Source organism: Leisingera aquaemixtae (assembly GCF_006740765.1).
Taxonomy (GTDB): Bacteria; Pseudomonadota; Alphaproteobacteria; order Rhodobacterales; family Rhodobacteraceae; genus Leisingera; species Leisingera aquaemixtae.
In genome coordinates, this window is sequence record NZ_CP041159.1 from 998,482 (window position 1) to 1,023,592 (window position 25,111).

Consider the following 25,111-nt stretch of genomic DNA (forward strand, 5'->3'; position numbering starts at 1 on the left):
ATACTGCGGGCTTGCTGCTCGGAGTCACAGTTAGGAGGCAATTGAGGCCAAATTTGGAAAAACTTCTGCCTCTTTAGGGCGTTGCAGCGTCCTTTCGGCGGCCTTCCGGCGCGGCGCCTGCGGTTCAGCTGCCGTCTTCGGGCTGCGCTCTGGCGGTCTGGCCCTGCAGGGCAAAGCCGCGAAGCAGCTCCGCCGCCGCCGGGCTCACCGCGCGTGAGGGCGGCGTCATCAGCAGCCGGGCAAAGAGCGCGCGGAAGGGCTCCTGCTGCATCAGCGCTGCAAACCGTTCATGGCGCCACGCCACCGCGCCGGCATGGAGCCGCGCCAGCTCCGGGTCGCGCAGCAGGCCCGCTTGCAGCTCTGCCCGCGCCGCGCTGCTGCGCGCGATGGAAGTGTCGCTGGCCGCGCAGTAATTGCGCTCCACCCAGTAATCCATCCCCAGCTCCGCCTGCCGGTTGACCCGGCCGCGGTCGGCCTTCAGCACATAGCTCTCCATCGCGCCCAGCGGGTAGTGGTTCAGCTGCGCCAGGCGCCCGTTCGGCTGGCCATAGCTGGAGAACAGCCGCTTGGTCTTGAACTCGGCGCCCAGCTCGCGCCCCTCGCAGTCGAACCAGCGGAAGCGGTCCAGCCGCGCCGCGTCTTTCACATCGCGGGGCCGGTGGACGCCGCATTTGCGGTAGGTGCCGTTGTTGCGGTACAGCGTCTTGAACATCACCGCCCGCCAGGGCCAGTGGATCACCTCCGGCGCGCAGCGGGTGAACTGTTCCGTCACCGGCACATCCTCAAAGCGCACGATCCCGGCATTGCCGAACAGCCGCCAGGTCAGCGTCACCGCATCCGCCTGCGGCAGCGCCGCCAGCAGGTCCGCCACCGTGCCATCGCCGGTCTTGATGCAGACAAACTCGTCGATATCCAGCACCAGCACCCAATCGGCCTGCTGCATCAGCGGATGCCGGTCCGCCTGTTTCAGCGCGGTGAACTGGATGCCGCCCTTGTCGTAAGGCCCCTCGTTGCGCACATGAGCGAGCTGCCCCAGCGCCTCCAGCCGGTCCAGCATCCGCGCCGTCCCGTCCTGGCAATTGTTGGAAAAGACCAGGAAATCGGTAAAGCCGGCGGCCCGGTGATGGGCCAGCCATTCCAGCAGAAAGGCAGCTTCGTTGCGCACGCAGAGGATCGCCAGAACCCGCATCGCTCTCAGGCCTCCCGGGTCGAGGCAGGCTGGCAGAACAGCTTGTGCGGGGCTTTGCGCATGGCGTGCTTCTCGGTCCTCGTAACCCGCGCCCGGGTCAGCGCATCTCTGTTGTGAAGTTTTACCTGCCCGGACGGGATTTACAACTCTGCGGCCGTCCAGGGCCGCCGCCGCCGCAGCGTTGCCGCGCCGCGCGGCTTGACCGGCGCCGCGCAGCGTGGCCTGTTGGGCGGGGCAAAGGGAGGCTCAGCATGCAGCAGGCGCAGTCAATTGATCAGGTTCAGCAGGTTCTCTCCGGCCAAGGCTATGTCTGCGGCCGGGCGCTGGCCACGGTGGTGTTCCTGTCGCTGAAACTGGGCCGCCCGCTGTTTCTGGAGGGCGAGGCCGGCACCGGCAAGACCGAGATCGCCAAGGCGCTGGCCGCGGGCCTGGGCCGCCGCCTGATCCGGCTGCAATGCTACGAGGGGCTGGACGCCGCCAGCGCCGTCTACGAATGGAACTTCGCCGCCCAGATGGTCGCCATCCGCACCGCAGAAGTTTCGGGCGAAGCCGCAGGCGCCGCCGGCCGCGCCGCGCTGCAGAACGAACTGTTCTCCGCCGATTACCTGATCGAACGCCCGCTGTTGCAGGCGATGCGCCCGGATGAGCACGGCGCGCCGGTGCTGCTGATCGACGAACTGGACCGCACCGACGAGCCGTTTGAGGCGTTCCTGCTGGAGGCGCTCAGCGACTTTCAGGTGACGATCCCGGAACTCGGCACCATCCGCGCGCCGGAGCCGCCGATCGTCGTGCTCACCTCCAACCGCACCCGCGAAGTGCATGACGCGCTGAAGCGCCGCTGCCTCTACCACTGGGTCGACTACCCGGATTTCAGCCGCGAGGTGGAAATCCTGAACGCCCGCGCCCCCGAGGCCAGCCAGCAGCTCAGCCGCGAAATCGTCGCCTTCGTGCAGGCCCTGCGCACCGAGGATCTGTTCAAGAAGCCGGGGGTGGCCGAAACCATCGACTGGGCCAATTGCCTGCTGGCGCTCGACGTCATCGCCCTCAGCCCCGAGGTGATTGCCGACACCCTCGGCGCCATCCTCAAGTACCAGGACGACATCGCCCGCCTGCAGGGCTCCGAGGCCAAGCGCATTCTGGATCAGGCGCGCGCCAGCCTGGACGCCGCCTGATGGTTCATCTTTCCAAAAATACTCCGGGGGAGGCCGCAGGCCGGGGGCAGCGCCCCCAGGGCCACTGATGCCTGACTATCCGCCGCTCACCCTGCCGGACGACCCCAAGCTGGTCCGCAACATCACCCATTTCGCCCGCGCCCTGCGCAAGGCCGGGCTGCCGATCGGCCCCGGCCGGGTGCTGGACGCGGTGCAGGCGGTGGCTGCCGCAGGCTTCACCAGCCGCGAGGATTTCTACTGGGCCCTGCACGCCTGTTTCGTCACCAAGCCGGAGCAGCGGCTGGTGTTTGCCCAGGTCTTCCGCCTGTTCTGGCGCGACCCCAGATACCTTGAGCAGATGATGGCCGCGATGCTGCCCGCAATCCGCGGCGTGCAGGAAGAACGCGCCGCCAAACCCGCCGAAAAACGCGCGGCAGAGGCGCTGCTGGACGGGATGCTCAACCCGCCCGAAGCCCCGGCGGAGGAGCCGGAGGGCACGGAGATCGGCATCGACGCCTCCCGCACCGCCTCGGCAGAGGAGCGCCTGAAAACCCTCGATTTCGAACAGATGAGCACCGCCGAAGTTGCCGCCGCCAAGCGCATCCTGGCGCAGCTCGCGCTGCCGGTGACGCCGATCCAGTCGCGCCGCCTGATGGCCTCTCCCAACGGGCGCCGGGCCGACTGGCGCCGCACCCTGCGCAAGGCCGCGCGCCAGGGCGGCGACCTGCAGCAGATCGCCCGCGCCAAACGCCGCATCCGCTGGCCCAACCTGGTGGTGCTCTGCGATATCTCCGGCTCGATGAGCCAGTACAGCCGCATCATCCTGCATTTCCTGCATTCCGCCGCCAACGCCAAGGGCGCGGGCTGGGCGCGGGTGCATGGGTTCACCTTCGGCACCCGGCTCACCAATATCACCCGCCACTTGCACCAGCGCGACGTCGACGCGGCGCTTGCCGCCGCAGGGGCGGAAGCGCAGGACTGGGAAGGCGGCACCCGGATCGGCGACTGCCTGCACGCCTTCAACCGCGACTGGTCGCGCCGGGTGATGGGGCAGGGGGCGGTGGTCCTGCTGATCACCGACGGGCTGGACCGCGGCGAGCCAGAGGCCCTGGCGCGCGAGATGCAGCGGCTGCAGCTGTCGTCACGCCGCCTGATCTGGCTGAACCCCCTGCTGCGCTGGGACGGCTTTGCCCCCAAGGCGCAGGGCATCCGCGCCATGCTGCCCTATGCCGACAGCTTCCGCGCGGGCCACTCCATCGCCTCGCTGGAGGAGCTGGCGCAGGTGATCTCCAGCCCCGCCGACGCGGGCGAGAAGGCGCGGCTGATGGCGCTGCTGCCGCCCGGCGGAAAATGAATTCCAAAACCGGAATGTGACTTGATCTGAATCAAACCGTTTCTTATGGCTCTGATATATTCTGAAAACAGAATGTAACGTGCGAAAGGAGAAATCATGCCACTCAACTGGAAAGCCGGGGGGCTCTTGCTGGGGCTGGTGTTCTTCCTGGCGGTGCTGCTGGTCAAGCCCATCGGGGTCTCGACCCAGTTCGTGATCCTCGACGGCATCCTCGCGGACGCCGTGAACCCGCAGCTGGTGACTCAGACCGCCGACGGGTATACCTCAACCAACGCCTATCTGGCGAAATCGGACGGCAAATACGCCAAAGCCATCGCCAATCCGCTGAACTACAGCTTCGTCTTCGTGCTGGCGATGGCGCTGGGCGGGCTGCTGTCGGCCAAGCTGCGCGGCGGCATCACCGGAGCGGAGCGCAACGTGCATGCCCTGTGGCGCGCCAACTTCGGCGACAGCACCGCGAAACGCTATGCCGCGGCCTTCCTTGGCGGCTTCATCGTGCTCTACGGCGCGCGGCTGGCGGGCGGCTGCACCTCCGGCCACATGATGTCCGGCATGATGCAGACCGCGCTGTCGGGCTACATCTTTGCCGCCGGCGCCTTTGCCGCCGCTATCCCCGTCTCGCTGATGCTGTTCAAGAAGGAGGCCTGAGCCATGACCACCATTATCCTGGCAATCGTGATCGGCGCTGCCTTTGGCGCGGTGCTGGACCGGATCGGGGCCTCCAACCCCAACTATATCGGCAAGATGCTGAACCTCACCAACCTGAACCTGGCGAAAAACATCCTGCTGGCGATCGGCACCGGCTCGGTCCTGATGTTCGGCGGCCAGATGGCGGGGCTGGTTGATGTTGGCCACATGTCGGTCAAAGCGGCCTATGCCGGCGTCTTCATTGGCGGGCTGATGCTGGGCGCGGGCTGGGCGCTGGCGGGCTACTGCCCCGGCACCGGCGTGGTCGCTGCCGCCTCGGGCCGCAAGGACGCGCTGTTCTTCATCGCGGGCGGCCTGTTGGGCGCGGCGGCCTATATGGTCACCTACCCGGCGTGGAAGGCCAGCGGCCTCTTGAACAGTTTCGCGGGCGGCAAGGTGACATTGGGCGCAGTGCCGGGCGCCGGATACGACGGCCTGACCGCGCTGCCCGGCGACCTTCTGGGGATCGTCCTGGGCCTTGGCTTCATCGCATTGGCCTTTGCCCTGCCGGAACGGCTGCTGCCGCAGAAACCTGCCGCGCAGCCTGCGGAATAAACCGCGCGCAGGGCAACAGGGGAGCGCCCGCCGGGGATGGCGGGCGCTTTCCGGTCTTTCGCCCGCCTTTTGCGGGCGCTTCGCGCTTGAAACTTCCCCTGCCAGCGCCGAGGTTTAAAGGCAGCCGCCGCCCGGGCGGCCCGGGGAGAGACGCAAGATGCAGCACACCGCCCAGTTTGAGACCGCGCCGGAGACCGCGCTGGAATGGCACACATCCGGCGCAGGCGCGGCCCTTGCGACCGTGGTGCAGACCTGGGGCTCCGCCCCGCGCCGCACCGGGGCGCAGCTGGCGGTGTCGGGCGATGGCAGGATCGAAGGCTCCGTTTCCGGCGGCTGCGTCGAAGGCGCGGTTGTGGTGGAGGCGCAGGAGGCGCTGGCGGACGGCAAGCACCGGCTTTTGGAATTCGGCGTCAGCGATGCGGACGCCTTTGCCGTCGGCCTCGCCTGCGGCGGCACCATCAAGGTTTTGGTGGAACCCATCGGCGCTGCGCTGCCCGCAGACCTTCTGGCGGAGCTGGTAGAGGCCCGCGCCAGCCGCGCGCCCGTGGCCTATGAGGTGAACCTGACAACCGGCGCCCGCCGCCTGGCGCGCGGCGCATACCCCGACCGGATGCGCATGGACCGGTCCGGGCTGGAGGACGATGGCGAGACCTTCGTGGCTGTCCACAACCCGCCGCTGCGGCTGGTGGTGGTGGGCGCGGTCCATATCGCCCAGGCCCTGGTGCCGATGGCGCGGATTGCGGGCTATGACCCGGTGATCATCGACCCCCGCGCAGCCTTCGCCTCAGCGGAGCGCTTCCCCGGCGAGGCCCTGATGGATGACTGGCCGGACGAGGCGGTCCAGAAGCTGGGCCTCGACAGCCGCACCGCGCTGGTGCTGCTGACCCACGACCCGAAACTGGACGACCCGGCGCTGCAGGCGGCGCTGGCAGCGGATGTCTTCTACATCGGCGCGCTGGGCAGCAAGAAAACCCACGCCGCCCGCGCCGCCCGGATGCAGCAGGCAGGCTTCACCGAAGACCAGATCAGCCGCATCCACGGCCCTATCGGTCTGGATATCGGCGCGGCGGGTCCGGCGGAAATCGCCGTCTCCATCCTCGCGGAAATAACCGCCGTCCTGCGCGGCAAACAGCCATGAGGTTCGGCCCGGTTCCCCTGAAGGACGCCGAGGGCGCCATCCTCGCGCACTCGCTGCAGGGCGCCAGCGGCAAGGTGGCCAAGGGCACGGTGCTGACGGCTGACGACCTCAAGGACCTTGCCGCCGCAGGCCACGAGACACTGACCGTCGCGCGGCTCGACCCCGCCGACATGCATGAGGACGCGGCGGCAGAGACACTGGCAAAGGCGCTGGTGCCGGACCCGTCCGCGCAGGGCATCCGGATCTCCGGCGCGGGCACCGGGCGGGTGAACCTCTATGCCACGGGCGCGGGCCTGGTGCGGCTGGACCGCGGCAAGCTTGAAGCCGTCAATGCGGTGGACCCGATGATCACCGTCGCCACCGTGCCGGACTATCACCGGGCCGATGCCGGGGGCATGCTGGCCACCATCAAGATCATCTCCTATGGCGTGCGTGCCGATGCCATCCGCCGCGCCAGCAGCGGGGCCGGGGACGCCATCCGGGTGCTGCCGCCGGTCCTGTCCTCCGCCACGCTGATCGAAACCACGGTGAGCGAGGACACCCCGCCCGACAATTTGCCTGACAAGGGCCGCGCCGCGATGGCAGGCCGGCTGCACCGGATGGGCCTCAGCCTGTCGGCGCGGGTGGTGGTGCCGCACCGGGAGGACGCGCTGGCCGAGGCGATTACCCGGGCACCGGGGCAGCTGGTGCTGATCCTCACCGGCTCCGCCACCTCTGACATTCACGACGTCGCACCCGAAGCGCTGCGCATCGCAGGCGGCACCATGACCCGCTTCGGAATGCCGGTCGACCCCGGCAACCTACTGTTTCTGGGCACCTGCCGGGACAAGCCGGTGATCGGCCTGCCGGGCTGCGCCCGTTCTCCGGCCCTCAACGGTGCCGACTGGGTGCTGGAGCGGGTGATCTGCGGTCTGCCTGTCCGCTCTGCCGATATCGCCGCCATGGGCGTCGGCGGGCTGTTGAAGGAAATCCCCACCCGCCCGATGCCGCGCCGCGATGCAGAAGGCTGACGCCGCAGCGCAGCGCGGGATTTGTGACGCAGGGTCACAACCTTGGGTAAGCCCTTCTGACGCGAATTTTACCCCTTGCCCCCCCGTTAAAACACTTCGCGGACGGCGCGGCCCGTGCTTAACTCCCGTCAGCCAGACAAAAACAAGCTAAAGGGAGGGTACTATGGCCAAGGTCTCCATGACCGTGAACGGCAAGGATGCCAGCGGCGAGGTTGAAGGGCGCACGCTGCTGTCCTCATTCCTGCGCGAGCAGCTGGGGCTGACCGGCACCCATGTGGGCTGCGACACCAGCCAGTGCGGCGCCTGCGTTGTGCATGTGGACGGCAAGGCGGTGAAGGCCTGCACCATGCTGGCGCTGGAGGCCGAGGGGGCCGAGGTCGCCACCATCGAAGGCCAGGCCAACGCCGACGGCTCGCTCAACACCATCCAGCAGGCGTTCCAGGACCACCACGGGCTGCAATGCGGCTTCTGCACGCCGGGCATGGTGATGTCGGCGGCAGCACTGCTGAAGGACAACCCCAAACCCAGCGAACAGGAAATCCGCGACTACCTTGAGGGCAACCTGTGCCGCTGCACCGGCTACCACAATATCGTCAAGGCGATCATGGCGGCCTCGGGCCAGGATGTCTCCTCCATCGCGGCGGAATGAGCGCAAGACCCCAGGCCGGACCGCGGCCTGAGCTGACCAAGGAGTAGGTGACAAAGAGGTGCGCCAGAGGCAGCACCCTCCAGGGAGGAAAGACCAGACATGCCCAAGGACCAAGGCATCGGCGCCAGCCCCAAGCGGCGCGAGGACGTGCGGTTCCTGACAGGAGCCGGAAACTACACCGACGACATCAACGTGAACGGCCAGGCCTACGTGCATTTCCTGCGCGCGGATGTGGCCCATGCAACCATCAATTCCATCGACACATCCGCGGCTGAGACGATGCCCGGCGTGGTGAAGATCTTCACCGGCGCCGATTTCGCCGAGGTGGGCGGCATCCCCTGCGGCTGGGGCGTCACCGACCGCCACGGCAACCCGCAGCAGGAGCCGCGACACCCGATCATCGCCGACGGCACCATCCGCCACGTGGGCGAGATCGTCGCTGCCGTGGTCGCCGACACGCTGGAGCAGGCCCGCGATGCGGCGGAAGCGATTGAGCTGGACCTGAGCGACAAGCCCGCCGTGGTGAACATGGCGTCGGCCTTGGCGGAGGACGCCACCAAGGTGCATGAGGACCTGACCTCAAACCTCTGTTATGACTGGGTGTTCGGCAATCCCGATGACGATGCGGTGCAGGCGGCCTTTGACTCTGCGGCGCATGTGACGACGCTGGAACTGGTCAACAACCGGCTGGTCGCCAACCCGATGGAGCCGCGCGTGGCGATCGGTGAATACACACGTGGCACGGACGAATACACGCTCCACACCACCAGCCAGAACCCGCATGTGATCCGCCTCCTGATGTGCGCTTTTGTGCTGGGCCTGCCCGAACACAAGGTGCGGGTGATTGCGCCCGATGTGGGTGGCGGCTTCGGCTCCAAGATCTTCCACTATGCCGAGGAAGCCTTCTGCACCTTCGCCGCCAAGGCCTGCGGGCGGGCGGTGAAATGGACCTCAACACGGGCCGAGGCCTTCATCTCCGACGCTCATGGCCGCGACCATGTGACCAAGATCGAGCTGGCGCTGGACGCGGACAACAACTTCACCGCGCTGCGCACCAACACGATGGCCAATATGGGCGCGTATCTGTCGACCTTCTCCACCTCGGTGCCCAGCTACCTGCATGGCACCCTGATGGCGGGGAACTACAAGACGCCGATCGTGCAGGTGAACGTCAAGACCGTGTTCACCAACACGGTGCCCGTCGATGCCTACCGCGGTGCGGGCAGGCCGGAGGCGACCTTCCAGCTGGAGCGGGTGATCGACAAGGCCGCGCGCGAACTGGGCGCCGACCCGATTGCGCTGCGCCGCCAGAACTTCATCACCGAGTTTCCCTATGAAACCCCGGTGGCACTGACCTATGACACCGGCGACTATGTGGCGACCATGGACAAGCTGGAGGAAGTCGCGGACATCGCCGGCTTTGCCGCACGCCGTGCGGAAAGCGAGAAGAACGGCAAGCTGCGCGGCTTCGGCGTCAACTGCTATATCGAGGCCTGCGGTATCGCGCCCTCCAACATCGTCGGCATGCTGGGCGCGCGGGCGGGCCTGTATGACGCCGCCACCGTGCGGGTGAATGCCACCGGCACCATCAGCGTCTTTGTCGGCGCGCATTCGCACGGGCAGGGGCATGAAACCTCCTTTCCGCAGGTGGTTGCGGATATGATCGGCATTGATGAAAGCATGGTCGATATCGTGCATGGCGACACCGGGCGGGTGCCCTTCGGCATGGGCACCTACGGGTCGCGCTCCATCGCCGTCTGCGGCTCCGCCATGGTGCGGGCGACCGAGAAGATCATCAGTAAGGCCAAGAAGATCGCAGCCCATCTGATGGAGGCGTCTGACGCCGATATCGAATTGAAGGACGGCCAGTTCACCGTTGCAGGCACCGACAAATCGGTGGCCTGGGGCGATGTCACCCTGACGGCCTATGTCCCCCACAACTACCCGCTGGAGGAGCTGGAGCCGGGGCTGGAGGAGACCGCGTTCTATGATCCCGCCAACTTCACCTATCCGTCCGGTGCCTATGCCTGCGAGGTGGAAGTGGATCCCGACACCGGCAAGGTCACCATCGAGCGCTTCGCGGCTGCCGATGATTTCGGCAATATCATCAACCCGATGATCGTCGACGGCCAGGTTCATGGCGGACTGGGGCAGGGCATCGGCCAGGCGCTCTTGGAAAACGCGGCCTATGACGAAGACGGCCAGCTGTTGTCGGCCTCCTTCATGGATTACGCCATGCCGCGCGCGGATGACGTGCCGTTCTATCAGGTGGATCATTCCTGCCAGACGCCCTGCACCCATAACCCCCTGGGGGTGAAGGGCTGCGGCGAGGCCGGCGCCATCGGCTCACCGCCCGCGGTGGTCAACGCGGTGATCGACGCGCTGCAGTCGGGCGGCAAGGGTGTCACCCATATCGACATGCCGCTGTCGCCCGCGCGGGTCTGGGCGGCGATGAACGGGTAAGGGTTCATGGGGGCTCTGCCCCCATACCCCCGGAGTATTTTCGGAAAGATGAAAGCCGGTCAGCCGGTTTTCGGAAAGGATACGCGATGTATGAATTCGAATTCGAGAAACCCTCGACCGTCGCTGAGGCCGTGGCCGCGCTGGCGGATGAGGACGCGCAGGCGCTCGGCGGCGGGCAGACGCTGATCCCGACGCTGAAGCAGCGGCTGGCGATGCCGTCGAAGCTGGTCTCCCTCACCGGCATTGCGCAGCTGAAGGAGCTGAGCGACAACGGCGGCATGCTGACCATCGGCGGCGCGGTCACCCATGCCGAGGCGGCCGAAGCCGCGGCGGGCCCCTATCCGGCGCTGGCGGATCTGGCCAGCCATATCGGCGATCCGGCGGTCAGGAACCGCGGCACCATCGGCGGCTCGCTGGCCAACAATGACCCGGCGGCCTGTTATCCGGCGGCGGCGCTGGGCAGCGGTGCCACCATCGTCACCAGCCGGCGCGAGATCACCGCCGATGACTACTTCCGCGGCCTGTTCGAAACCGCGCTGGAAGAGGGCGAGATCATCACCGCGGTACGCTTTCCGGTGCCGCAGAAGGCCAATTACCAGAAGTTCGAGCAGCCCGCCTCCCGCTTTGCGCTGGTCGGCGTGTTTGTTGCGAAATACGCCGCCGGCGTGCGGGTGGCCGTTACCGGCGCGTCAGAGGAGGGCGTGTTCCGCTGGCGCGAGGCCGAGGCGGCGCTGGATGCCAGTTTCGCGCCTGACGCGCTCGACGGCCTCAGTCTGGATGCCGGCGGCATGATCGGCGATCTGCACGGCACCAAGGAATACCGCGCCCATCTGGCGGCGGTGATGACCAGGCGGGCGGTGGCGGCGGCGGCCTGAGACCGGCTGAACCGCGGAGAAGCAGCAGGCACCGGGGTCCGGTGCCTGTTAGCGTTTGGGGCAGGGGGCACACCGTCCAAGGCATAAAAAGGCCCCGCAGGACGGGCCTGCGGGGCTGTGCCGTGCACCTGCGGCGCGGCTTACTTCTTGGCCAGCGGGCCGATCATCATGATCATCTGGCGGCCTTCCATCTTCGGCATGTTTTCGACCTTGCCGATTTCCTTGGTGTCTTCGGCCACCCGTTCCAGCAGCTCGCGGCCGAGGTTCTGGTGCGCCATCTCGCGGCCGCGGAAGCGCAGGGTGACTTTCACCTTGTCGCCGTTTTCCAGGAACTTGAAGACGTTGCGCATCTTCACGTCATAGTCATGAGTGTCCGTGTTAGGACGGAACTTGACCTCTTTGACCTCGATGATCTTCTGCTTCTTACGGGCTTCGCTCTCGCGTTTTTGCTGTTCGTACTTGAACTTGCCAAAGTCCATGATCTTGCACACGGGCGGGTTGGCATTGGGCGAGATTTCAACCAGATCCAGTCCGGCTTCGGCAGCCATTTCCATGGCCTTGGCCGGATGCACGACACCGGCGTTTTCACCATCGGCGCCAATCAGGCGGATTTCGGGGGCGCGGATTTTTTCGTTGACGCGCGGGCCGGTATCACGTTGCGGCGGCGCGTTATGAGGTCTGCGGGCTATGACTGCTATCCTTCTGTCATTGCAAAAAGTGCGGGAACGCTACTGCCCCCGCGCGTGTGATTCAAGACTTATGGGCGGTATGGCGGCAGGAAAGCTGTTTTTCAAGGCCGCATATCGCAGGCAGCCTTTGAAACGGGCGCTTTTGCGGCCTGTTGCGGCGGCCGGGGCGCGAGTGGCAACGTCCTGATAAGGCAGGGTTGCGGCGGGGTTCCGCCGGTTGGCTGCCGGCGGCGGCGCGGGCCCGCCCGTGAGGCCGCGTCCGGGAACTTTCCCCTTGAGCGGAGCCGCTTGCGGTCCCATTTGGCAAAGCAGAAGGCGAGAGACCGGCCAGCAGGGCCGGATCATGGAAGGAGCCCGTTATGAAAAAACTGTTGATCGTGATTGCCGTGGCCATTGCAGCGGTGGCTGCCTTTATGCTGCTGACCGGTCCGGAGCCGGAGGAGACCGTGCCGCAGGTGCAGGAAGAGCAGAGCAGCACCGTTCCGGAATCCTCCGAAGAGAGCACCGCCCCGGCTGAACAGGCTGCCGAAGACGCGGCGGCGGCTGTGGAGGAGGCGATTGAAACCGGCGCCGAAGCTGCCGGCGCGGCGGTTGAGGCTGTGCAAGACACGCTGAACCAGGCGGTGGATGCCGCTGCCGGGGCAGCCGGCGATGCCGTTGACGCGGTTCAGGAGTCTGCCGGTCAGGACGGCGGCGTGGCCGATTTGGCCGGTGAGGCCGCGGATGCGGCGGATCAGGCCGTGGATCAGGCAGGCCAGGCTGCGGATGCCGCAGCGGACAGTGCAGCAGGCGCAGCGGATGCGGCGCAGGATGCCGCAGCAGATGCCGCCACTGAGGATCTGAACAGCGCAACCGGATCGGTTGAGGGCGATGCCGCCGTGGAAACCGAAGGCACCGCCGGCAGCAATTAAGCGCTGCTGACGCCGCTTCGCGGCCGGTGACATAACGCCGCGCGGCCGGGCTGGACCGGCCGCCGGTTCAAGACGCTGTTCAGTGCGGCCCGGTCAAGGCGGCCCGAAAAAAGGCAGCTGTATCAGTGCGGGCGGGCCTGGGCCTGCTGGGCCACGCGGGCGATCTGATCCAGCGCGCTGTGGCCGCTTGCCGGGGGCTGCGGCGCCAGGAAGGCCAGGAAGGTTTCCCAGCCGGCGGCGTTGCTGCCCTGTTTGCGGGCGCGCTGGATCTGCAGCTGCGCCACGCCGACCAGGTCCAGCGGTTTGGACCCGTCATAGGCGCTGCCGGTGATACCGGCCAGATGGCTGCGGAATTTCGCGCCCATCGAGTTCAGCAGAAGCATCGGCCCGGTCACCGGCTGCCCGGCCTGCACCAGTGCGTCGAACATCTGGTCGATGTCCTGCGGCGCGATGGCGCGCGGGTCATAGCCCGCCTTGATGCCGGCAATCTTTTCGGGGATCGAGGGCTGCACCTGGTCGGTGCGGGCCTGAAAGCCTGCCACTGCAGCCTTGACGCGGGCCTTGCCTGCCTCTGTTCTGACGGACATGAAGACGGGCGCCTGCCCGGAGGCCATTTCATTCTGCATTTCGAGCTTCTCCGTTCTGGATACTTGCTCCCGGAATACAGAATCATCCCCAACAAATGATAAACGGGAGGCGGCGGCCTCCCGTCAAAACAGTGTCAAAAATGGGGCTGCCAGCGGCGGCCCCCCGGCGCCGGATCAGTCCAGGAACGCCTTTTCCACCACGAAATGCGCGGGCCTGGAATTGGCGCCTTCCTCCAGCCCGTAGGTGTTCTCGAACAGGTCCTTGAGCTCCAGGTTGAAGGCCAGATTGCCGCAGATCATCGCCCGGTCGCTTTCGGGGTTCAGCGGCGGCACGCCGAGATCGGCAAACGCCTCGCCGGAACGCATCAGGTCGGTGATGCGGCCCATCTTGGGGCTCTCCTCGCGGGTGGTGGTCGGGTAGTATTTGATCTTCTTCCAGAAGCCTTCGCCGATCACCTCGTTCAGCAGCTCGTCGTCCTTCAGGCTTTCGATCAGTTCGCGGCCATAGGTCAGCTCACCCGCCTCGCGGCAGGTGTGGGTGATGATCACCTCGTCAAATTTCTCGTAGGTTTCGGGCTCGCGCAGCAGCGATGCAAACGGCGCAAAGCCGGTGCCGGTGGCAAAGAACCAGATCCGCTTGCCGGGCACCAGCGCGTCATGCACCAGGGTGCCGACGGGCTTGGGGCGCAGGATGATCTCGTCGCCTTCCTTGATGTGCTGCAGCTTGGAGGTCAGCGGGCCGTCCTGCACCTTGATGGAGTAGAACTCCATTTCCTCGTCCCAGCTGGGGGAGGCGATGGAATAGGCGCGCAGGAGCGGTTTCTGCTTGCCGGTCTTGGGGTCCGGATCGCCCATCAGGCCGATCATCACGAACTCGCCTGAGCGGAAGCGCAAGGACGCAGGCCGGGTGCAGCGGAAGGAAAACAGCCGGTCGGTCCAGTGCTTCACTTGGGTCACGGTCTGGGCGTCGGGCAGGGCCGGCACCGCTTTGGCCGGTTTCGGGTCGGTTGCAGTGTCGGTCACGGGTGTCATCTCATTCATCGGTTCCACTGCCGGAGGAGTAGCCGGCACCTCTGATTAATCTTTGATACAGGTCAGGAAAAGCCCCCGTTTTGGAAAACCGGCCCCGCGCGTGACGCAACGGAACCGGTTCGAGGGGCGTTTCCCGGGGTCGGGGGCTGGCTTAGCGGGCAGCGGTGCTGCCGCGCAGGCGGGCCTGATAGCTGTGGTCCTGCCAGTTGGCGCGGGCCAGCCACTGGTCCTCGGGCTGGCGGGCGGCCAGTTCATCGGACAGCTCCACCTCGTCAAAGCCGGAGCGGCGGGCCATCGCGTACTGGTCGGCGATCACATGGCCGAAGGCGCGCAGGCGGCCCTCATAGCCCCTGAGCCGCAGCTGGCGGGCCAGGGTGAAGCCGCGGCCGTCGGCAAAGCTGGGGAACTCAACCCGCACCAGCTCGACGCCGTCCAGCGGCACGTCGTTCAGATTGGCGTCCGAGGCCAGCTCCAGCACGTTTGAGCCGTCAAAGCCGCCGGTCCAGTCATCAGCAGCAAAGCCGGTGTCGGTCACGATAACAGTCATCTCACTCACGCTCCTGTGCGTATGAATTTGCCATCCACCACATGGATGCCGCATTCTTCTTTGTTTTCGCCGCGCCAGCGCCCGGCACGGGGGTCTTCGCCTTCCTTGACCGGGCTGGTGCAGGGCGCGCAGCCGATCGAGGGATAACCCTTGGCCACCAGCGGATGGCGGGGCAGGCGGTTTTCATCCATATAGGTGCGCACGTCCTCGGGCGCCCAATGGGCCAGCGGGTTGATCTTGAGCCGTCCGGTGCCGTCCTCGACCTCGAAGAAGTCCAGCGCCGCGCGGCTGCCGGACTGGAACCGCTTGCGCCCCGTGATCCAGCCTTCATATCCGTCCAGCGCCTTTTGCAGCGGGATGGTCTTGCGCAGGGTGCAGCAGGCGTCCTTGTCGCTGAACCGCAGCGCCCCGTAGGGGTCTTTTTCGGCGATGTCATCGGCGCGGATGATGCGCACATTGCGCAGGCCCAGCCGCTCGCTCACTTCCTGCTGATAGATCAGCGTCTCGGTGAACAGCAGTTCGGTGTCCACGAACACAACCGGCGTCATCGGGTCGATGATCGCGGCCATGTGCAAAAGCACCACGGATTCCGCGCCGAAAGAGGAGACCAGAGCGATATGCCCTGCGTCCCGCAATGCGCCCTCCATCACCGAGGTGGCCGAGTGGTGGCGGTAGCGCGCATTGAGCGCTTCCGCCTTGGCGGCCAGCTCCCGGTCCCGAAGGGGGATTTCCCCTCCGGCGGGCGTGTTTCCGGCTGAATGGAACATCGGATCAGGCGACCTTTTTCTGAGCCTCGGGATAGAGCGCGGCCTTGAACGGCTCCATGCCGATCCGGCGGTAGGTTTCGAGGAAGGTTTCCTCGGCGCTGTCACGCCGGGCCATGTAGACATCGACGATGCGTTCCACCGCAGGCACGATCTCGTCATAGGCAAAGCCGGGGCCGGTGCGGGTGCCGATGGCCGCCGTCTCGGTGGCGTCGCCGCCCAGGGTGATCTGGTAGTTCTCCACCCCTGCGCGGTCCAGGCCCAGGATGCCGATGTGGCCAACGTGGTGATGGCCGCAGGCGTTGATGCAGCCCGAGATCTTGATCTGCAGATGGCCGATGTCGTGCTCCATCTTCAGTTCGTCAAAGCGGGTTGCGATTTCCTGCGCGACCGGGATCGAGCGGGCGGTGGCCAGCGCGCAGTAATCCATGCCCGGGCAGGCGATAATGTCCGAGATCAGGCCGATGTTGGCGGTGGCCAGGCCATGCGCCTTCAGCGTGGCGTGGATCGCGGGCAGGTCGTTCTTGCGGACATGCGGCAGGATCACGTTCTGCTGGTGGCTGATGCGCAGCTCGTCATAGGCGTATTGCTCGGCCAGATCGGCCATCACCCGCATCTGCTCCGCCGTTGCGTCGCCCGGGGTTTGCCCATGCGCCTTGATCGAGATGGTGGCGATGGCGTGGCCCTCGGCGCGGTGCGCGTGCAGATTGGTGTCGGCCCAGGCGCGGAACACCGGGTCGTTTGCATAGGCCGCGTCGAACACATCGGTCGGGCCGGAGAGGAACTCCGGCGCCTGGAAATGCGTCTTGATCTCTTCCAGCAGTTCTTGGTCGGTGCCGTCGTACTGGCCGCGGATCGCCATGAAGGCCTCCTCGGTCATCGCGCGGTAGGTGTCGATGCCGTTCTCGGAAACGGTGATCTTGATGCGCGCCTTGTACTTGTTGTCGCGGCGTCCCAGCACGTTGTAGACGGTCAGAACCGCCTCCAGATAGGGCAGCAGGTCTGCTTGCGGCAGGAACTCCCGCAGCACCTGGCCGATCATCGGGGTGCGGCCGAGGCCCCCGCCGACAATGACCTTGAAGCCGGTCTTGCCGTCCTGCTGCACCACCTGCAAGCCCACGTCATGCGCCTTGATCACGGCGCGGTCGGCGCTGCTGCCGGTGATGGCGATCTTGAACTTGCGGCCCAGGAACTGGAATTCCGAGTGGTCGGTGGACCACTGGCGGATCAGCTCGGCATAGGGGCGGGGATCGGTCAGCTCATCCGCGGCGGCGCCGGCGAAATGGTCGGCGGTGGTGTTGCGGATGGTGTTGCCGGAGGTCTGGATGGCGTGCAGGCCAGCCTCACCCAGCGCGTCCAGCATGTCCGGAATGTCGCGCAGTTTCGGCCAGTTGTACTGGATGTTCTGGCGGGTGGTGAAATGGCCGTAGCCCTTGTCCCACTTCTCGGCCAAGAGCGCCAGGGTGCGCATCTGGCCGGAATTCAGGGTGCCATAGGGGATCGCGACCCGCAGCATATAGGCATGCAGCTGCAGATAGACGCCGTTCATCAGGCGCAGCGGCTTGAACTCGTCCTCGGTGAGGGAGCCGTCGATGCGGCGCTCGACCTGGGCGCGGAACTGGGCGTTGCGTTCGGCCAGGAAGGCTTCGTCGAACTCGTTGTACTTATACATTGGCGTCAGCCTCCTGCTTGCCGTGGAAGTAGTTGGAGGGGCCGGTGCGGCGGAACTCCTCGCGGAAGTGGGTCGGCTCGGGGCCGTTCGGGCCTGCCTTGGCGTCGGCCAGATAGGCGCCGACGATCTTGATGTTCTGCTTCTCTGCTTCCAGCAGGCGCAGCTGGGCTTCGGCCTCGTCTGTGATCAGCTCTGCCTCCGACAGCTCGCGGGTCCAGGTGTCCTGGGCGGTGAAGTAGATCACGTCGCCTTCCAGCAGGTCGTTGGCGGTGATGACTTTGGGCGTAAAGGCGCGGGCCATTATGCAAGCTCCGTTTTGAGATCGTTCAGGGCGGCCGCCGCCTGGCGCGGGGCAAGACCCAGGAATGTGAGGGCAGGGCCGCCGAAACCGGCCGCGTCGAGGTCGGCGGGCAGGCGCTCCAGTGTGGTTTCCAGCACCCGCTGATCGGGGCGGGAGGCGTTCTCAACGATGGTCACCGGCGTGGCGCGGTCCGCACCGTGCATGATCAGGCGGCCCTGCACGAAACGCGCGGACTTCTTGCCCATATAGACCGCGGCCACCTCGCCCGGACGCGCCAGCGCAGCCCAGTCGTGATCGGCAAAGCCACTCATCGCGTGGCCGGTCAGGAACCGCACCGCGGTGTTGCGGCCGCGCTGGGTCAGGCTCTGGCCAATGGCGGCAGCCGCTGCCGAGGCCGCGGTGATGCCGGGGATGATGCTGTAAGCGATGCCCGCTTCCTCGCAGGCCGTCAGCTCCTCGTCCAGCCGCGCAAAGATCGCCGGGTCGCCGCCCTTCAATCGCAGCACCTTCTTGCCTTCTTTCGCCAGCTCCACCAGCCGGGCGTTGATGTCGGCCTGGGAGACCTGGGCGCCAAAGCCTTCCTTGCCGGCGTCTTCCAGCACCGCCTGCGGGCCGGCCAGAGCGAGGATTTCATCGCTGACCAGACGGTCGTGCAGGATCACGTCGGCGGCTTGCAGGGCGCGCAGCGCTTTCAGGGTCAAAAGCTCTGCATCGCCGGGGCCGGACCCGGCAAAGGTCACCTGGCCCGCAGCCATACAGTCCATGCGGCCACGGGTGTGAGTGGCGGCATTGGCAGCATGTGTCGTTGGTGCGGACATCCCTGTACCCTCTTCGGTGTGTTTGACTTAAGGGTAGATATAGGAAATATTCCCGGTATCGCGCTATATGGGCGCGGAAATAAGAACAATGGTTTTGCCGCGGCGGGACATCGGGCCGTTTGGTCCTCACATAAGGAGAAAACAGGAATGACGGTGCGGATCGACGGCACGGACCGGAAAATTCTGGCTGAACTGCAACGGGATGCCAGCCAGTCGCTGGACGAAATAGCCCGCCGGGTGGGGTCTTCCAAGACCCCTGTTTGGAATCGGATCCGCAAGCTGAAGGAGGCCGGGGTGATCGGCCAGCAGACGGTGCTGCTGGACCCGGAGGCGCTGGGGTTCGAGGCCTGTTTCTTTGTCCTGATCCGCACTTCGGAGCATGAGGCGGAATGGCAGGCCAAGTTCCTGCAGGCCCTGCGCGACCGCCCCGAGGTGCAGGAGGCGCACCGGCTGGCGGGCGACATCGACTATATCCTCAAGGTGCGGGTGCAGAACGCGCGCGCCTATGACGTGTTCTATCAGGCGCTGATTTCCGAGGTGAAGGTGCACAACGTGACCGCGCTGCTGTCGATGGAAGAGATCAAATCGACCACAATGCTGCCGCTGGGCGCCTGACCGGCGGCTGCGGTTCTGCAACAGCAGGCGGGACCGGTGTCCTGCCTGCTGTTGAATTTGTCACAGGGGCGGGCGCAGCAGCAGGTGGCGCCCGTCCTGCAGCCGCCAGGGCGATGTCTCACCAGTGGCAGCCTCCGGCATCACGCCGATGTCGGCCAGCAGATGCGGAGATGTTTCCGTCAACCGCTGCAGCTCGTGACGCGGCACCTGTACCGCGTCCTGAGACGCCGCTGCATGAGGCTCAGCTTTTCTCAGTCCCGTCAGGCCTGCAATCCAGCCAAGCACGCTGCGGGCAAAAGACCCGTGGGGCCGGGCACCCGCGTTATCACAATATGCAGTCATGGCTACTCCTCCGTTCTGGCCTTTGAGAGTTAGGGCCGCAGGGACTTGCGCGCAAACCAGTTAAACTTCACCATGGATCAGGAAAACTGACCCATGGTGAAATGATGCGCCTGCCGCCCCTCAATGCCCTGCGCGCCTTCGAGGCCGCCGCCCGCCATGAGGGCTTCATCGCTGCCGCGGATGAACTCTTCGTGACGCGCGGCGCCATCAGCCGCCAGGTGAAGATCCTGGAGGACCACATCGGCGTGCAGCTGTTTCACCGCAACGCCCGCGGGGTGGAGCTGACGGCGGCGGGGCAGCGACTTTATCCGGTGCTGACCGGGGCCTTTGCGATGATGCAGCGCGAGGTGGAGCGGATCGCGGCGGATGCCGCGGAGCTGCGGGTGATCTGCCCGCCCACGCTGTCGATCCGCTGGCTGCTGCCGCAGCTGGAGCAGTTCCGCGCCGCGCATCCGGAGATCAAGCTGCAGCTGACCACGGACTTCTACAGCAGCAAGGGGTTCAGGGCGGCGGAATACGATCTTGGCATTTCCGTTGAGAACCGCGCGGGGCGGCCGCCGGACATCGAGGTGCTGCCGCTGTTCGAAATGGTCCTCGCTCCGGCCTGCGCCCCGTCGCTGCTGCCGGCGCTGGAGGCCGGCCCCGAAGCGCTAGCCGGCCAGCGGCTGCTGCATGAGAGCCCGCGCCGCTTCGACTGGCCAACCTGGGTGCAGCATTTCGGGGTGGAGCAGGTGGACCCTGCAAGCGGCGAGGCGTTTCCGAACCTCGACATGGCCACCCGCGCCGCAGTGATGGGGGCCGGCGTGGTGATGGCGGATCTGGTTCTGTGCCAGGAGGAACTGGCCCGCGGCGATCTGGTGCTGCCGTTCCCTGAGATGACCTGCGGCACCCCGGACGGCGCCTATGCGCTGATCGGCGAGCGGCTGAAATGGCATGACCCCAAGGTGGCCGCCTTCCGGGACTGGCTGCTGAGCGGTCCTTGCATGGCGGCGCTCTCTGCCCTGCCGGAATGACATCCCGGCGCGGGGGGGTGGAAAGGGGGCGCTGCCCCCTCGGCGCTGGGGCGCCTCACCCCCGGAGTATTTAGCCAAAGGTGAAATGGGGCGCGCGCCGCGTCAGCGGCGCCGGGCCCAACCGGGCAAGGGGATCTGTGATCCCCGCGGCGCGGGCGGGAGTGCCCCGGTCCTTAAGAGCGGGTGACCAGCAGCTGCGTGAGCCCGTGGAAATGGTAGCTGTTGCTGTATTCGGGCTCTGCCGCCAGTTTCAGGTCCGGGCAGTGCTCGAACAGGATTGGCAGGGCGATCTGCATTTCCAGCCGCGCCAGCGGCGCGCCGACGCAGAAGTGCAGGCCGCCGCCAAAGCTTTTGTTCACCTTGGGCGGTCTTGCCGGGTCGAAGCGCTCCGGGTCGTCCAGCGCCGCCGGGTCGCGGTTGGCGGCGCCCAGAAGCAGCGCCACCTGCTCGCCGCGCTGGAAGGTGTGGCCGAACACCTCCGCCTCCTCATAGGCGTAGCGGGTGAACATGTGCAGCGGCGGATCAAAGCGCAGGATTTCCTCCACCAGCCCCTCGATCCCCTCCGGTGCCAGCCATTCCGGCTGCCAGCCCTGCTGCAGCATCGTCTTCACGCCGTTGCCAAGCGCATGCACCGTGGCCTCGTGCCCGGCATTCAGCAGCAGGATGCAGGTGCCGATCAGCTCATCGGTGGAGAGCTTGTCGCCTTCCTCCTCGGCCGCGATCAGCCGGGTGATCAGATCGTCGCGGGGATCGTCGCGGCGCTGGTTAATGTAGCCGCGCAAAAAATCCGTGAAGTCTTGCGCGGCCTGTGCCGCGGTATGTTCGGTCTGTTCCGTGCGCGCGGCCTGATACATCGCCACCATCCTGTGCGACCAGTCCAGGAGCTGCGGCGCCATCTCCTCCGGCACGCCCAGGAGGCGGCAGATGGTGATCACCGGCACCTGGGTGCAATAGGCGTCCAGGAGGTCGAAGGGCTGGTCCGGGAAGGCGCCGGTCAGCTGGCGGCACAGGTCGTGGATGCCCGGCGCCAGCGCCGCGATCTCGCGCGAGGTGAAGGCGCGCAGCACCAGTTTGCGCAGCCGGGTGTGGCGGGGCGGCTCGGCATCAAGCATCGAATGCGCCTCCGCTGCCAGGAAGGGGGCGAGATGGGCGGGGCCTTCGGTGCGCAGCTCCTCCGGCACCTCGCGGCCGAAGCGGCGGTCGCGCAGCAGCATGTGCACCGCGGAATGGCCGAAGGCGGCCGCCATGCCGTAATCCTGCCAGTGGTGCATCTGGCCGTCAGCCCTGGCGGCAGCATAGAAAGGATAGGGATCCTGCACAAAGGCGGGATCGGTCGGGGATTGGGTTAAAGTCTTCATATACCGGTTGTTGCCGCTGCATCTGGCCAATGCAAGGGGGGCTTTGATAACGTGCCGCCATGAAAACACAAAACCTTCTTCGCTGGAGCCTGCCCGCCGGGTTCCTTTTGGCCGTGGCGGCGCTGGCGCTGGCGGCGTGGTCCTATGGCTACCGGCAGGCGCTGGACAGCCTGGCCGAGCGCAGTGCGGCCGATCTGGCGCTGGCCTCGGACCGGGTGAGCACGCAGCTGCAGGTCTATCAGGAACTGGCGGTGCTGACCGCGGAGCATCCGGCGCTGGCGGATCTTTCCACGCCTGAGGCGCAGGCCGGGGCGGCCAATCTGCTGCGGTCGGTGGCGGACAAGACCGCGGCGCTGGATGTGTTCTTTGCTGCGGCGGACGGACAGGTGCTGGCCGCGGCCGAAGGGGTGACGGGCGCCGGCGTGGCGCAGCAGGATTATTTCATCCGGGCGATGCAGGGGGCCTTGGGCACCGGCCACGGGGTGCTGCAGCCGGACGGCCAGCGGGCCTATTTCTATGCCGCCCCGGCCTTTGCCCCGGACGGGCGGGTGCGCGGAGCGCTGGTGGTGGTGGCCGATGTGGCGGATGTTGAGCAGACCTGGCGCGGCTCGCTGCCGGCGGTGTTCTTTACCGATCAAACCGGCGAGGTGTTCATCGCCAACCGGTCCGAGCTGTTGTTCTGGCAGCGCGGCGGGGCGGCGGCAGAGGCGGAGGCGGGCCAGCCGGAGGTGACCGGCAGGCGCCGTTATGCCGGGCATGAGATCTGGTCGCTCAGGGGCAGTGCCTACCTGCCGCAGCAGGCGCTGCATCTGTCGGTGGACCTGCCGGTCATCGGCATGACGGGCGAGATCCTGGTGGATGTGGCCCCGGCGCGGCGGCTTGCGGTGCTGCAGGCGGCGGCGCTGGCGGCGGTGTGCCTTGCCCTGGGCGCGATGCTGTTCATCGTGATGGAGCGCCGCCGCACCCTGGCGGAGGCCAACGCGGTGCTGGAGAGCCGGGTCGAGCAGCGCACAAGGGCGCTGTCGGCGGCCAACCTGCAGCTGCGCCGCGAGGTGCGCGAGCGCGAGGAGGCCGAGGCGGCGCTGAAGCGCGCGCAGGAGGAGCTGGTGCAGGCGGGCAAGCTGTCGGCGCTGGGGCAGATGTCGGCGGGGATCAGCCATGAGCTGAACCAGCCCCTGATGGCGATTCAGCAGTATGCCGAGAACGGCGCCGCCTTTCTGGAGCGCGGCAAGGCGGCGCGCACCGGGGAAAACCTGGGGCGGATCTCGGACATGGCGGCGCGGATGGCGCGGATCATCAAGAACCTGCGCGCCTTTGCCCGCAATGAAAGCGAGCCGATGGGGCAGGTCGATCTGGTGCAGGTGATCAGCGCCGCGGCAGAGCTGACCGCGCCGCGGCTGAAGGCGGAGCAGGTGGATCTGCGCTGGCAGGCTGCGGATTATCCCGCGCCGGTCTATGCCTGGGGCGGCGAGGTGCGGCTGACGCAGGTGTTCGTGAACCTGATCAACAACGCCGCGGACGCCATGCAGGGGCAGGTGGAGAAGGTGATCTCGATCTCTGTCGACAGCGGCCCGCGGCTGCAGGTGCGGGTGCAGGACAGCGGCCCCGGCATCAAGGAGCCGGAAAAGATGTTCGAGCCGTTCTATTCCACCAAGGTGGTGGGCAGCTCCGAGGGGATGGGGCTGGGGCTGTCGATCTCCTATGGGCTGGTGCAGAGCTTTGGCGGCAACATCCGAGGCACCAACACCGGCGGCGGCGCGGTGTTCACGGTGGAGCTGGAACCCTGGAGCGAGGCCGGGCAGAGGGATGATGCGGCATGATCCGCAAGGTGCTTTTGGTGGATGACGATGCTGCGGTGCGCGAGGCGCTGGCGCAGACGCTGGAGCTGAACGAGCTGGAGGCGGTCGCGGCGGGGTCCTTTGTGGCGGCGAAGGACCATATCACCCGCGGCTTTGAGGGGGTCATCGTCTCGGATCTGCGGATGCCGGGGCGGGACGGGTTTCATCTGCTGGACTATGCCCGCAGCATTGATGACGAGCTGCCGGTGGTGCTGCTGACCGGCGAGGGCGACATTCCGATGGCGGTGAAGGCGATGTCGCAGGGGGCGTTCGACTTCCTGGAGAAACCCTGCGCCGCCGCCGACTTCCTGCCGGTGCTGGAGCGCGCGCTGAAGACCCGGGCGCTGGTGCTGGAGAACCGGCGGCTGAAGCGGCAGCTGGAAACCGGCGATCCGGCGTCCAGGCTGCTGTTCGGCAGCTCGCCGCAGGCGGAGGAGATGCGCCAGCGGGTGCGGGCGGTGGCGCCGACGGGGGCGGAGGTGCTGGTGACCGGCGCGCCGGGCAGCGGCATTTCCAAGGTGGCGGAGGTCATCCACCTGATGTCGCCTGCCGCGCAAGGCCCGTTTGTGAAGCGTCCCGCTGCCGGGCTTGCGGCAGAAACGGTGGCGGAGCTGTGCCAGGAGGCGGCGGGCGGCTCGCTGTTCCTGGATGAGGTGCAGGCGCTGCCGGAAGCGGCGCAGTATGCGCTGCTGGCGCAGCTTGAGCAGGGCTGCGGGGTGCGGATTATCGCAGGCTCCAGCGCCGGTCTGGCGGAGCTGGCACAGGCGGGGAAATTCAGCGCCGATCTGTTTTACCGGCTGGACGTGATGCGGGTGCGCATCCCCTCGCTGGCGGAGCGCCCGGGCGACATTCCCGTGCTGTTCCGGCATTACGTGGCGCAGGCGGCAGAGCAGGCGGGGATCGAGCCGCCGGAGATCAGCCAGGACCATCTGGCGGCGCTGATGGCGCAGGACTGGCCGGGCAATGCGCGCTCCCTGATGTCGGCGGCGATGCGGTTTGTGCTGGGAATGCCGGAGGAGGCTGCCGCTGCCGCCGGGCTGGGGCTGGCGGAGCAGATGGCGCAGGTGGAGCGGTCGCTGCTGATTGCGGCGCTGGGGCGGGCCAACGGGCGCGCGGCTGCGGCCGCGGAAGCCCTGAAGCTGCCGCGCAAGACGTTTTATGACAAGCTGGCCCGCTATGGCATCCGGCCCGAGGATTACCGCCGCTGAGGGCGTTGGGCGCGGGGCCTTTCGGTTCGTCTGATCCGGCGGTGATGCCGGGGCCGTCAAGGAGGCGGCGCCGCCGGAAAGCCCCAAGGGGGCCATGGGCGGAGGGAGGACGGGGGTCGCAAGCCCCCATGTCCGCTGAAGCCTTCGGTGCGGGACGCCCCTGCACCCGATGAAGAGGTGGTCTTGGGGGCCCTGTGATCTCCTGGCGGTGCGGGGTGTCAGTCCGCACCAGTGTCGCGACGGGAGGCAGTATCGCAGGAGCGGGTTAAGGCCGGGGAAGCGGCGCGTGCGGTGGGTGTGCAACACCCTAGCGGACACCCGGGCAGGCGCAGACCTCACGGTGGA

Annotated in this window: 25 protein-coding genes; 14 read left to right on the top strand and 11 right to left on the bottom strand. The window is 66.8% G+C overall.

The annotated features are described in order from the left end of the window. Positions 1-124 precede the first annotated feature (124 nt). Positions 125-1,189, bottom strand: coding sequence for a glycosyltransferase family 2 protein (locus tag R2C4_RS06530; protein ID WP_141890044.1), 1,065 nt, complete (start codon positions 1,187-1,189; stop codon positions 125-127). Between the two features lie 251 nt (positions 1,190-1,440). Here R2C4_RS06530 and R2C4_RS06535 point away from each other — a divergent pair, with 251 nt between their 5' ends. The 9 genes from R2C4_RS06535 (at position 1,441) to R2C4_RS06575 (ending at position 11,071) form a co-directional block, all read left to right on the top strand. Continuing rightward, on the top strand, positions 1,441-2,361 hold the full coding sequence (locus R2C4_RS06535; protein ID WP_141890045.1) for an AAA family ATPase: 921 nt from the start codon (positions 1,441-1,443) through the stop codon (positions 2,359-2,361). A 67-nt stretch (positions 2,362-2,428) separates the two neighbouring features. Further along, a complete protein-coding gene (locus R2C4_RS06540) occupies positions 2,429-3,694 on the top strand; it encodes a vWA domain-containing protein (protein ID WP_141890046.1) in 1,266 nt (421 codons plus the stop codon). Positions 3,695-3,790: 96 nt separating this feature from the next. Then, positions 3,791-4,342 (top strand): YeeE/YedE thiosulfate transporter family protein, encoded by a 552-nt coding sequence (locus R2C4_RS06545; protein WP_141890047.1) that lies wholly within the window; start codon positions 3,791-3,793, stop codon positions 4,340-4,342. A 3-nt stretch (positions 4,343-4,345) separates the two neighbouring features. Beyond that, positions 4,346-4,936 (top strand): DUF6691 family protein, encoded by a 591-nt coding sequence (locus tag R2C4_RS06550; RefSeq protein ID WP_141890048.1) that lies wholly within the window; start codon positions 4,346-4,348, stop codon positions 4,934-4,936. Positions 4,937-5,093: 157 nt separating this feature from the next. Continuing rightward, positions 5,094-6,074: an XdhC family protein gene (locus R2C4_RS06555; RefSeq protein WP_141890049.1), complete on the top strand. Its 981-nt coding sequence runs from the start codon at positions 5,094-5,096 to the stop codon at positions 6,072-6,074. Then, positions 6,071-7,084 (top strand): molybdopterin-binding protein, encoded by a 1,014-nt coding sequence (locus R2C4_RS06560; RefSeq protein ID WP_141890050.1) that lies wholly within the window; start codon positions 6,071-6,073, stop codon positions 7,082-7,084. Before R2C4_RS06555 ends, R2C4_RS06560 begins: the two co-directional genes overlap by 4 nt. Before the next feature lie 163 nt (positions 7,085-7,247). Further along, positions 7,248-7,733, top strand: a complete 486-nt coding sequence (locus R2C4_RS06565; RefSeq protein WP_058287968.1) for a (2Fe-2S)-binding protein — start codon at positions 7,248-7,250, stop codon at positions 7,731-7,733. A gap of 99 nt (positions 7,734-7,832) precedes the next feature. Next, on the top strand, positions 7,833-10,196 hold the full coding sequence (locus tag R2C4_RS06570; protein ID WP_141890051.1) for a xanthine dehydrogenase family protein molybdopterin-binding subunit: 2,364 nt from the start codon (positions 7,833-7,835) through the stop codon (positions 10,194-10,196). 86 nt (positions 10,197-10,282) lie between these two features. Next, positions 10,283-11,071 carry an FAD binding domain-containing protein gene (locus R2C4_RS06575; RefSeq protein ID WP_141890052.1) on the top strand — a complete coding sequence of 263 codons (789 nt, stop codon included), beginning with the start codon at positions 10,283-10,285 and terminating at the stop codon, positions 11,069-11,071. Between the two features lie 140 nt (positions 11,072-11,211). Here R2C4_RS06575 and infC read toward each other — a convergent pair whose 3' ends face one another. Further along, entirely contained in the window at positions 11,212-11,769 is a 558-nt protein-coding gene (gene infC / locus R2C4_RS06580; RefSeq protein WP_333867459.1) for a translation initiation factor IF-3, read from the bottom strand. A 350-nt stretch (positions 11,770-12,119) separates the two neighbouring features. On the opposite strand from infC, the gene R2C4_RS06585 reads away from it, so the two are divergent. Continuing rightward, complete coding sequence (locus R2C4_RS06585) at positions 12,120-12,671, top strand: hypothetical protein (RefSeq protein WP_141890053.1); 552 nt, start codon at positions 12,120-12,122, stop codon at positions 12,669-12,671. Positions 12,672-12,793: 122 nt separating this feature from the next. Here the strand turns inward: R2C4_RS06585 and R2C4_RS06590 are convergent, their stop codons facing one another. The 7 genes from R2C4_RS06590 to cobA all read right to left on the bottom strand — a co-directional run bounded on the left by R2C4_RS06590 (position 12,794) and on the right by cobA (position 18,329). Beyond that, positions 12,794-13,258: a hypothetical protein gene (locus R2C4_RS06590; RefSeq protein ID WP_244270273.1), complete on the bottom strand. Its 465-nt coding sequence runs from the start codon at positions 13,256-13,258 to the stop codon at positions 12,794-12,796. 174 nt (positions 13,259-13,432) lie between these two features. After that, a complete protein-coding gene (locus tag R2C4_RS06595; protein ID WP_058287974.1) occupies positions 13,433-14,299 on the bottom strand; it encodes a ferredoxin--NADP reductase in 867 nt (288 codons plus the stop codon). A 142-nt stretch (positions 14,300-14,441) separates the two neighbouring features. Beyond that, positions 14,442-14,837 carry a DUF934 domain-containing protein gene (locus tag R2C4_RS06600; protein ID WP_058287975.1) on the bottom strand — a complete coding sequence of 132 codons (396 nt, stop codon included), beginning with the start codon at positions 14,835-14,837 and terminating at the stop codon, positions 14,442-14,444. 5 nt (positions 14,838-14,842) lie between these two features. Then, positions 14,843-15,604 carry a phosphoadenylyl-sulfate reductase gene (locus R2C4_RS06605; RefSeq protein ID WP_141890054.1) on the bottom strand — a complete coding sequence of 254 codons (762 nt, stop codon included), beginning with the start codon at positions 15,602-15,604 and terminating at the stop codon, positions 14,843-14,845. Between the two features lie 4 nt (positions 15,605-15,608). After that, the gene (locus R2C4_RS06610; RefSeq protein ID WP_141890055.1) at positions 15,609-17,273 is read right to left on the bottom strand and encodes a nitrite/sulfite reductase; all 1,665 of its coding nucleotides are present in this window, start codon (positions 17,271-17,273) and stop codon (positions 15,609-15,611) included. Further along, on the bottom strand, positions 17,266-17,574 hold the full coding sequence (locus tag R2C4_RS06615) for a DUF2849 domain-containing protein (RefSeq protein ID WP_008553694.1): 309 nt from the start codon (positions 17,572-17,574) through the stop codon (positions 17,266-17,268). Before R2C4_RS06615 ends, R2C4_RS06610 begins: the two co-directional genes overlap by 8 nt. Further along, positions 17,574-18,329, bottom strand: a complete 756-nt coding sequence (gene cobA, locus R2C4_RS06620) for a uroporphyrinogen-III C-methyltransferase (RefSeq protein WP_141892051.1) — start codon at positions 18,327-18,329, stop codon at positions 17,574-17,576. The genes R2C4_RS06615 and cobA overlap by 1 nt, the downstream gene beginning before the upstream one ends. Before the next feature lie 210 nt (positions 18,330-18,539). Between cobA and R2C4_RS06625 the strand changes: the two genes are divergently transcribed. Next, positions 18,540-19,007, top strand: a complete 468-nt coding sequence (locus R2C4_RS06625) for an Lrp/AsnC family transcriptional regulator (RefSeq protein ID WP_008553370.1) — start codon at positions 18,540-18,542, stop codon at positions 19,005-19,007. 60 nt (positions 19,008-19,067) lie between these two features. Here the strand turns inward: R2C4_RS06625 and R2C4_RS06630 are convergent, their stop codons facing one another. Continuing rightward, positions 19,068-19,349 (bottom strand): hypothetical protein, encoded by a 282-nt coding sequence (locus R2C4_RS06630; protein ID WP_141890056.1) that lies wholly within the window; start codon positions 19,347-19,349, stop codon positions 19,068-19,070. A gap of 104 nt (positions 19,350-19,453) precedes the next feature. On the opposite strand from R2C4_RS06630, the gene R2C4_RS06635 reads away from it, so the two are divergent. Then, positions 19,454-20,362 (top strand): LysR substrate-binding domain-containing protein, encoded by a 909-nt coding sequence (locus tag R2C4_RS06635; RefSeq protein WP_141890057.1) that lies wholly within the window; start codon positions 19,454-19,456, stop codon positions 20,360-20,362. Positions 20,363-20,535: 173 nt separating this feature from the next. Here the strand turns inward: R2C4_RS06635 and R2C4_RS06640 are convergent, their stop codons facing one another. Further along, positions 20,536-21,720 carry a cytochrome P450 gene (locus tag R2C4_RS06640; RefSeq protein WP_141890058.1) on the bottom strand — a complete coding sequence of 395 codons (1,185 nt, stop codon included), beginning with the start codon at positions 21,718-21,720 and terminating at the stop codon, positions 20,536-20,538. 59 nt (positions 21,721-21,779) lie between these two features. Between R2C4_RS06640 and R2C4_RS06645 the strand changes: the two genes are divergently transcribed. Continuing rightward, complete coding sequence (locus R2C4_RS06645; protein ID WP_141890059.1) at positions 21,780-23,540, top strand: ATP-binding protein; 1,761 nt, start codon at positions 21,780-21,782, stop codon at positions 23,538-23,540. Then, positions 23,537-24,766, top strand: coding sequence for a sigma-54-dependent transcriptional regulator (locus tag R2C4_RS06650; protein WP_141890060.1), 1,230 nt, complete (start codon positions 23,537-23,539; stop codon positions 24,764-24,766). Before R2C4_RS06645 ends, R2C4_RS06650 begins: the two co-directional genes overlap by 4 nt. Positions 24,767-25,111: the final 345 nt, after the last annotated feature.

Excerpts from the sequence above, each read along its gene's own strand:
- R2C4_RS06530 (WP_141890044.1), bottom strand. The coding sequence starts at position 1,189 with ATGCGGGTTCTGGCGATCCTCTGCGTGCGCAACGAAGCTGCCTTTCTG.
- R2C4_RS06535 (WP_141890045.1), top strand. The coding sequence starts at position 1,441 with ATGCAGCAGGCGCAGTCAATTGATCAGGTTCAGCAGGTTCTCTCCGGC.
- R2C4_RS06540 (WP_141890046.1), top strand. The coding sequence starts at position 2,429 with ATGCCTGACTATCCGCCGCTCACCCTGCCGGACGACCCCAAGCTGGTC.
- R2C4_RS06545 (WP_141890047.1), top strand. The coding sequence starts at position 3,791 with ATGCCACTCAACTGGAAAGCCGGGGGGCTCTTGCTGGGGCTGGTGTTC.
- R2C4_RS06550 (WP_141890048.1), top strand. The coding sequence starts at position 4,346 with ATGACCACCATTATCCTGGCAATCGTGATCGGCGCTGCCTTTGGCGCG.
- R2C4_RS06555 (WP_141890049.1), top strand. The coding sequence starts at position 5,094 with ATGCAGCACACCGCCCAGTTTGAGACCGCGCCGGAGACCGCGCTGGAA.
- R2C4_RS06560 (WP_141890050.1), top strand. The coding sequence starts at position 6,071 with ATGAGGTTCGGCCCGGTTCCCCTGAAGGACGCCGAGGGCGCCATCCTC.
- R2C4_RS06565 (WP_058287968.1), top strand. The coding sequence starts at position 7,248 with ATGGCCAAGGTCTCCATGACCGTGAACGGCAAGGATGCCAGCGGCGAG.
- R2C4_RS06570 (WP_141890051.1), top strand. The coding sequence starts at position 7,833 with ATGCCCAAGGACCAAGGCATCGGCGCCAGCCCCAAGCGGCGCGAGGAC.
- R2C4_RS06575 (WP_141890052.1), top strand. The coding sequence starts at position 10,283 with ATGTATGAATTCGAATTCGAGAAACCCTCGACCGTCGCTGAGGCCGTG.
- R2C4_RS06585 (WP_141890053.1), top strand. The coding sequence starts at position 12,120 with ATGAAAAAACTGTTGATCGTGATTGCCGTGGCCATTGCAGCGGTGGCT.
- R2C4_RS06590 (WP_244270273.1), bottom strand. The coding sequence starts at position 13,258 with ATGTCCGTCAGAACAGAGGCAGGCAAGGCCCGCGTCAAGGCTGCAGTG.
- R2C4_RS06595 (WP_058287974.1), bottom strand. The coding sequence starts at position 14,299 with ATGAATGAGATGACACCCGTGACCGACACTGCAACCGACCCGAAACCG.
- R2C4_RS06600 (WP_058287975.1), bottom strand. The coding sequence starts at position 14,837 with ATGACTGTTATCGTGACCGACACCGGCTTTGCTGCTGATGACTGGACC.
- R2C4_RS06605 (WP_141890054.1), bottom strand. The coding sequence starts at position 15,604 with ATGTTCCATTCAGCCGGAAACACGCCCGCCGGAGGGGAAATCCCCCTT.
- R2C4_RS06610 (WP_141890055.1), bottom strand. The coding sequence starts at position 17,273 with ATGTATAAGTACAACGAGTTCGACGAAGCCTTCCTGGCCGAACGCAAC.
- R2C4_RS06615 (WP_008553694.1), bottom strand. The coding sequence starts at position 17,574 with ATGGCCCGCGCCTTTACGCCCAAAGTCATCACCGCCAACGACCTGCTG.
- cobA (WP_141892051.1), bottom strand. The coding sequence starts at position 18,329 with ATGGCTGCGGGCCAGGTGACCTTTGCCGGGTCCGGCCCCGGCGATGCA.
- R2C4_RS06625 (WP_008553370.1), top strand. The coding sequence starts at position 18,540 with ATGACGGTGCGGATCGACGGCACGGACCGGAAAATTCTGGCTGAACTG.
- R2C4_RS06630 (WP_141890056.1), bottom strand. The coding sequence starts at position 19,349 with ATGACTGCATATTGTGATAACGCGGGTGCCCGGCCCCACGGGTCTTTT.
- R2C4_RS06635 (WP_141890057.1), top strand. The coding sequence starts at position 19,454 with ATGCGCCTGCCGCCCCTCAATGCCCTGCGCGCCTTCGAGGCCGCCGCC.
- R2C4_RS06640 (WP_141890058.1), bottom strand. The coding sequence starts at position 21,720 with ATGAAGACTTTAACCCAATCCCCGACCGATCCCGCCTTTGTGCAGGAT.
- R2C4_RS06645 (WP_141890059.1), top strand. The coding sequence starts at position 21,780 with ATGAAAACACAAAACCTTCTTCGCTGGAGCCTGCCCGCCGGGTTCCTT.
- R2C4_RS06650 (WP_141890060.1), top strand. The coding sequence starts at position 23,537 with ATGATCCGCAAGGTGCTTTTGGTGGATGACGATGCTGCGGTGCGCGAG.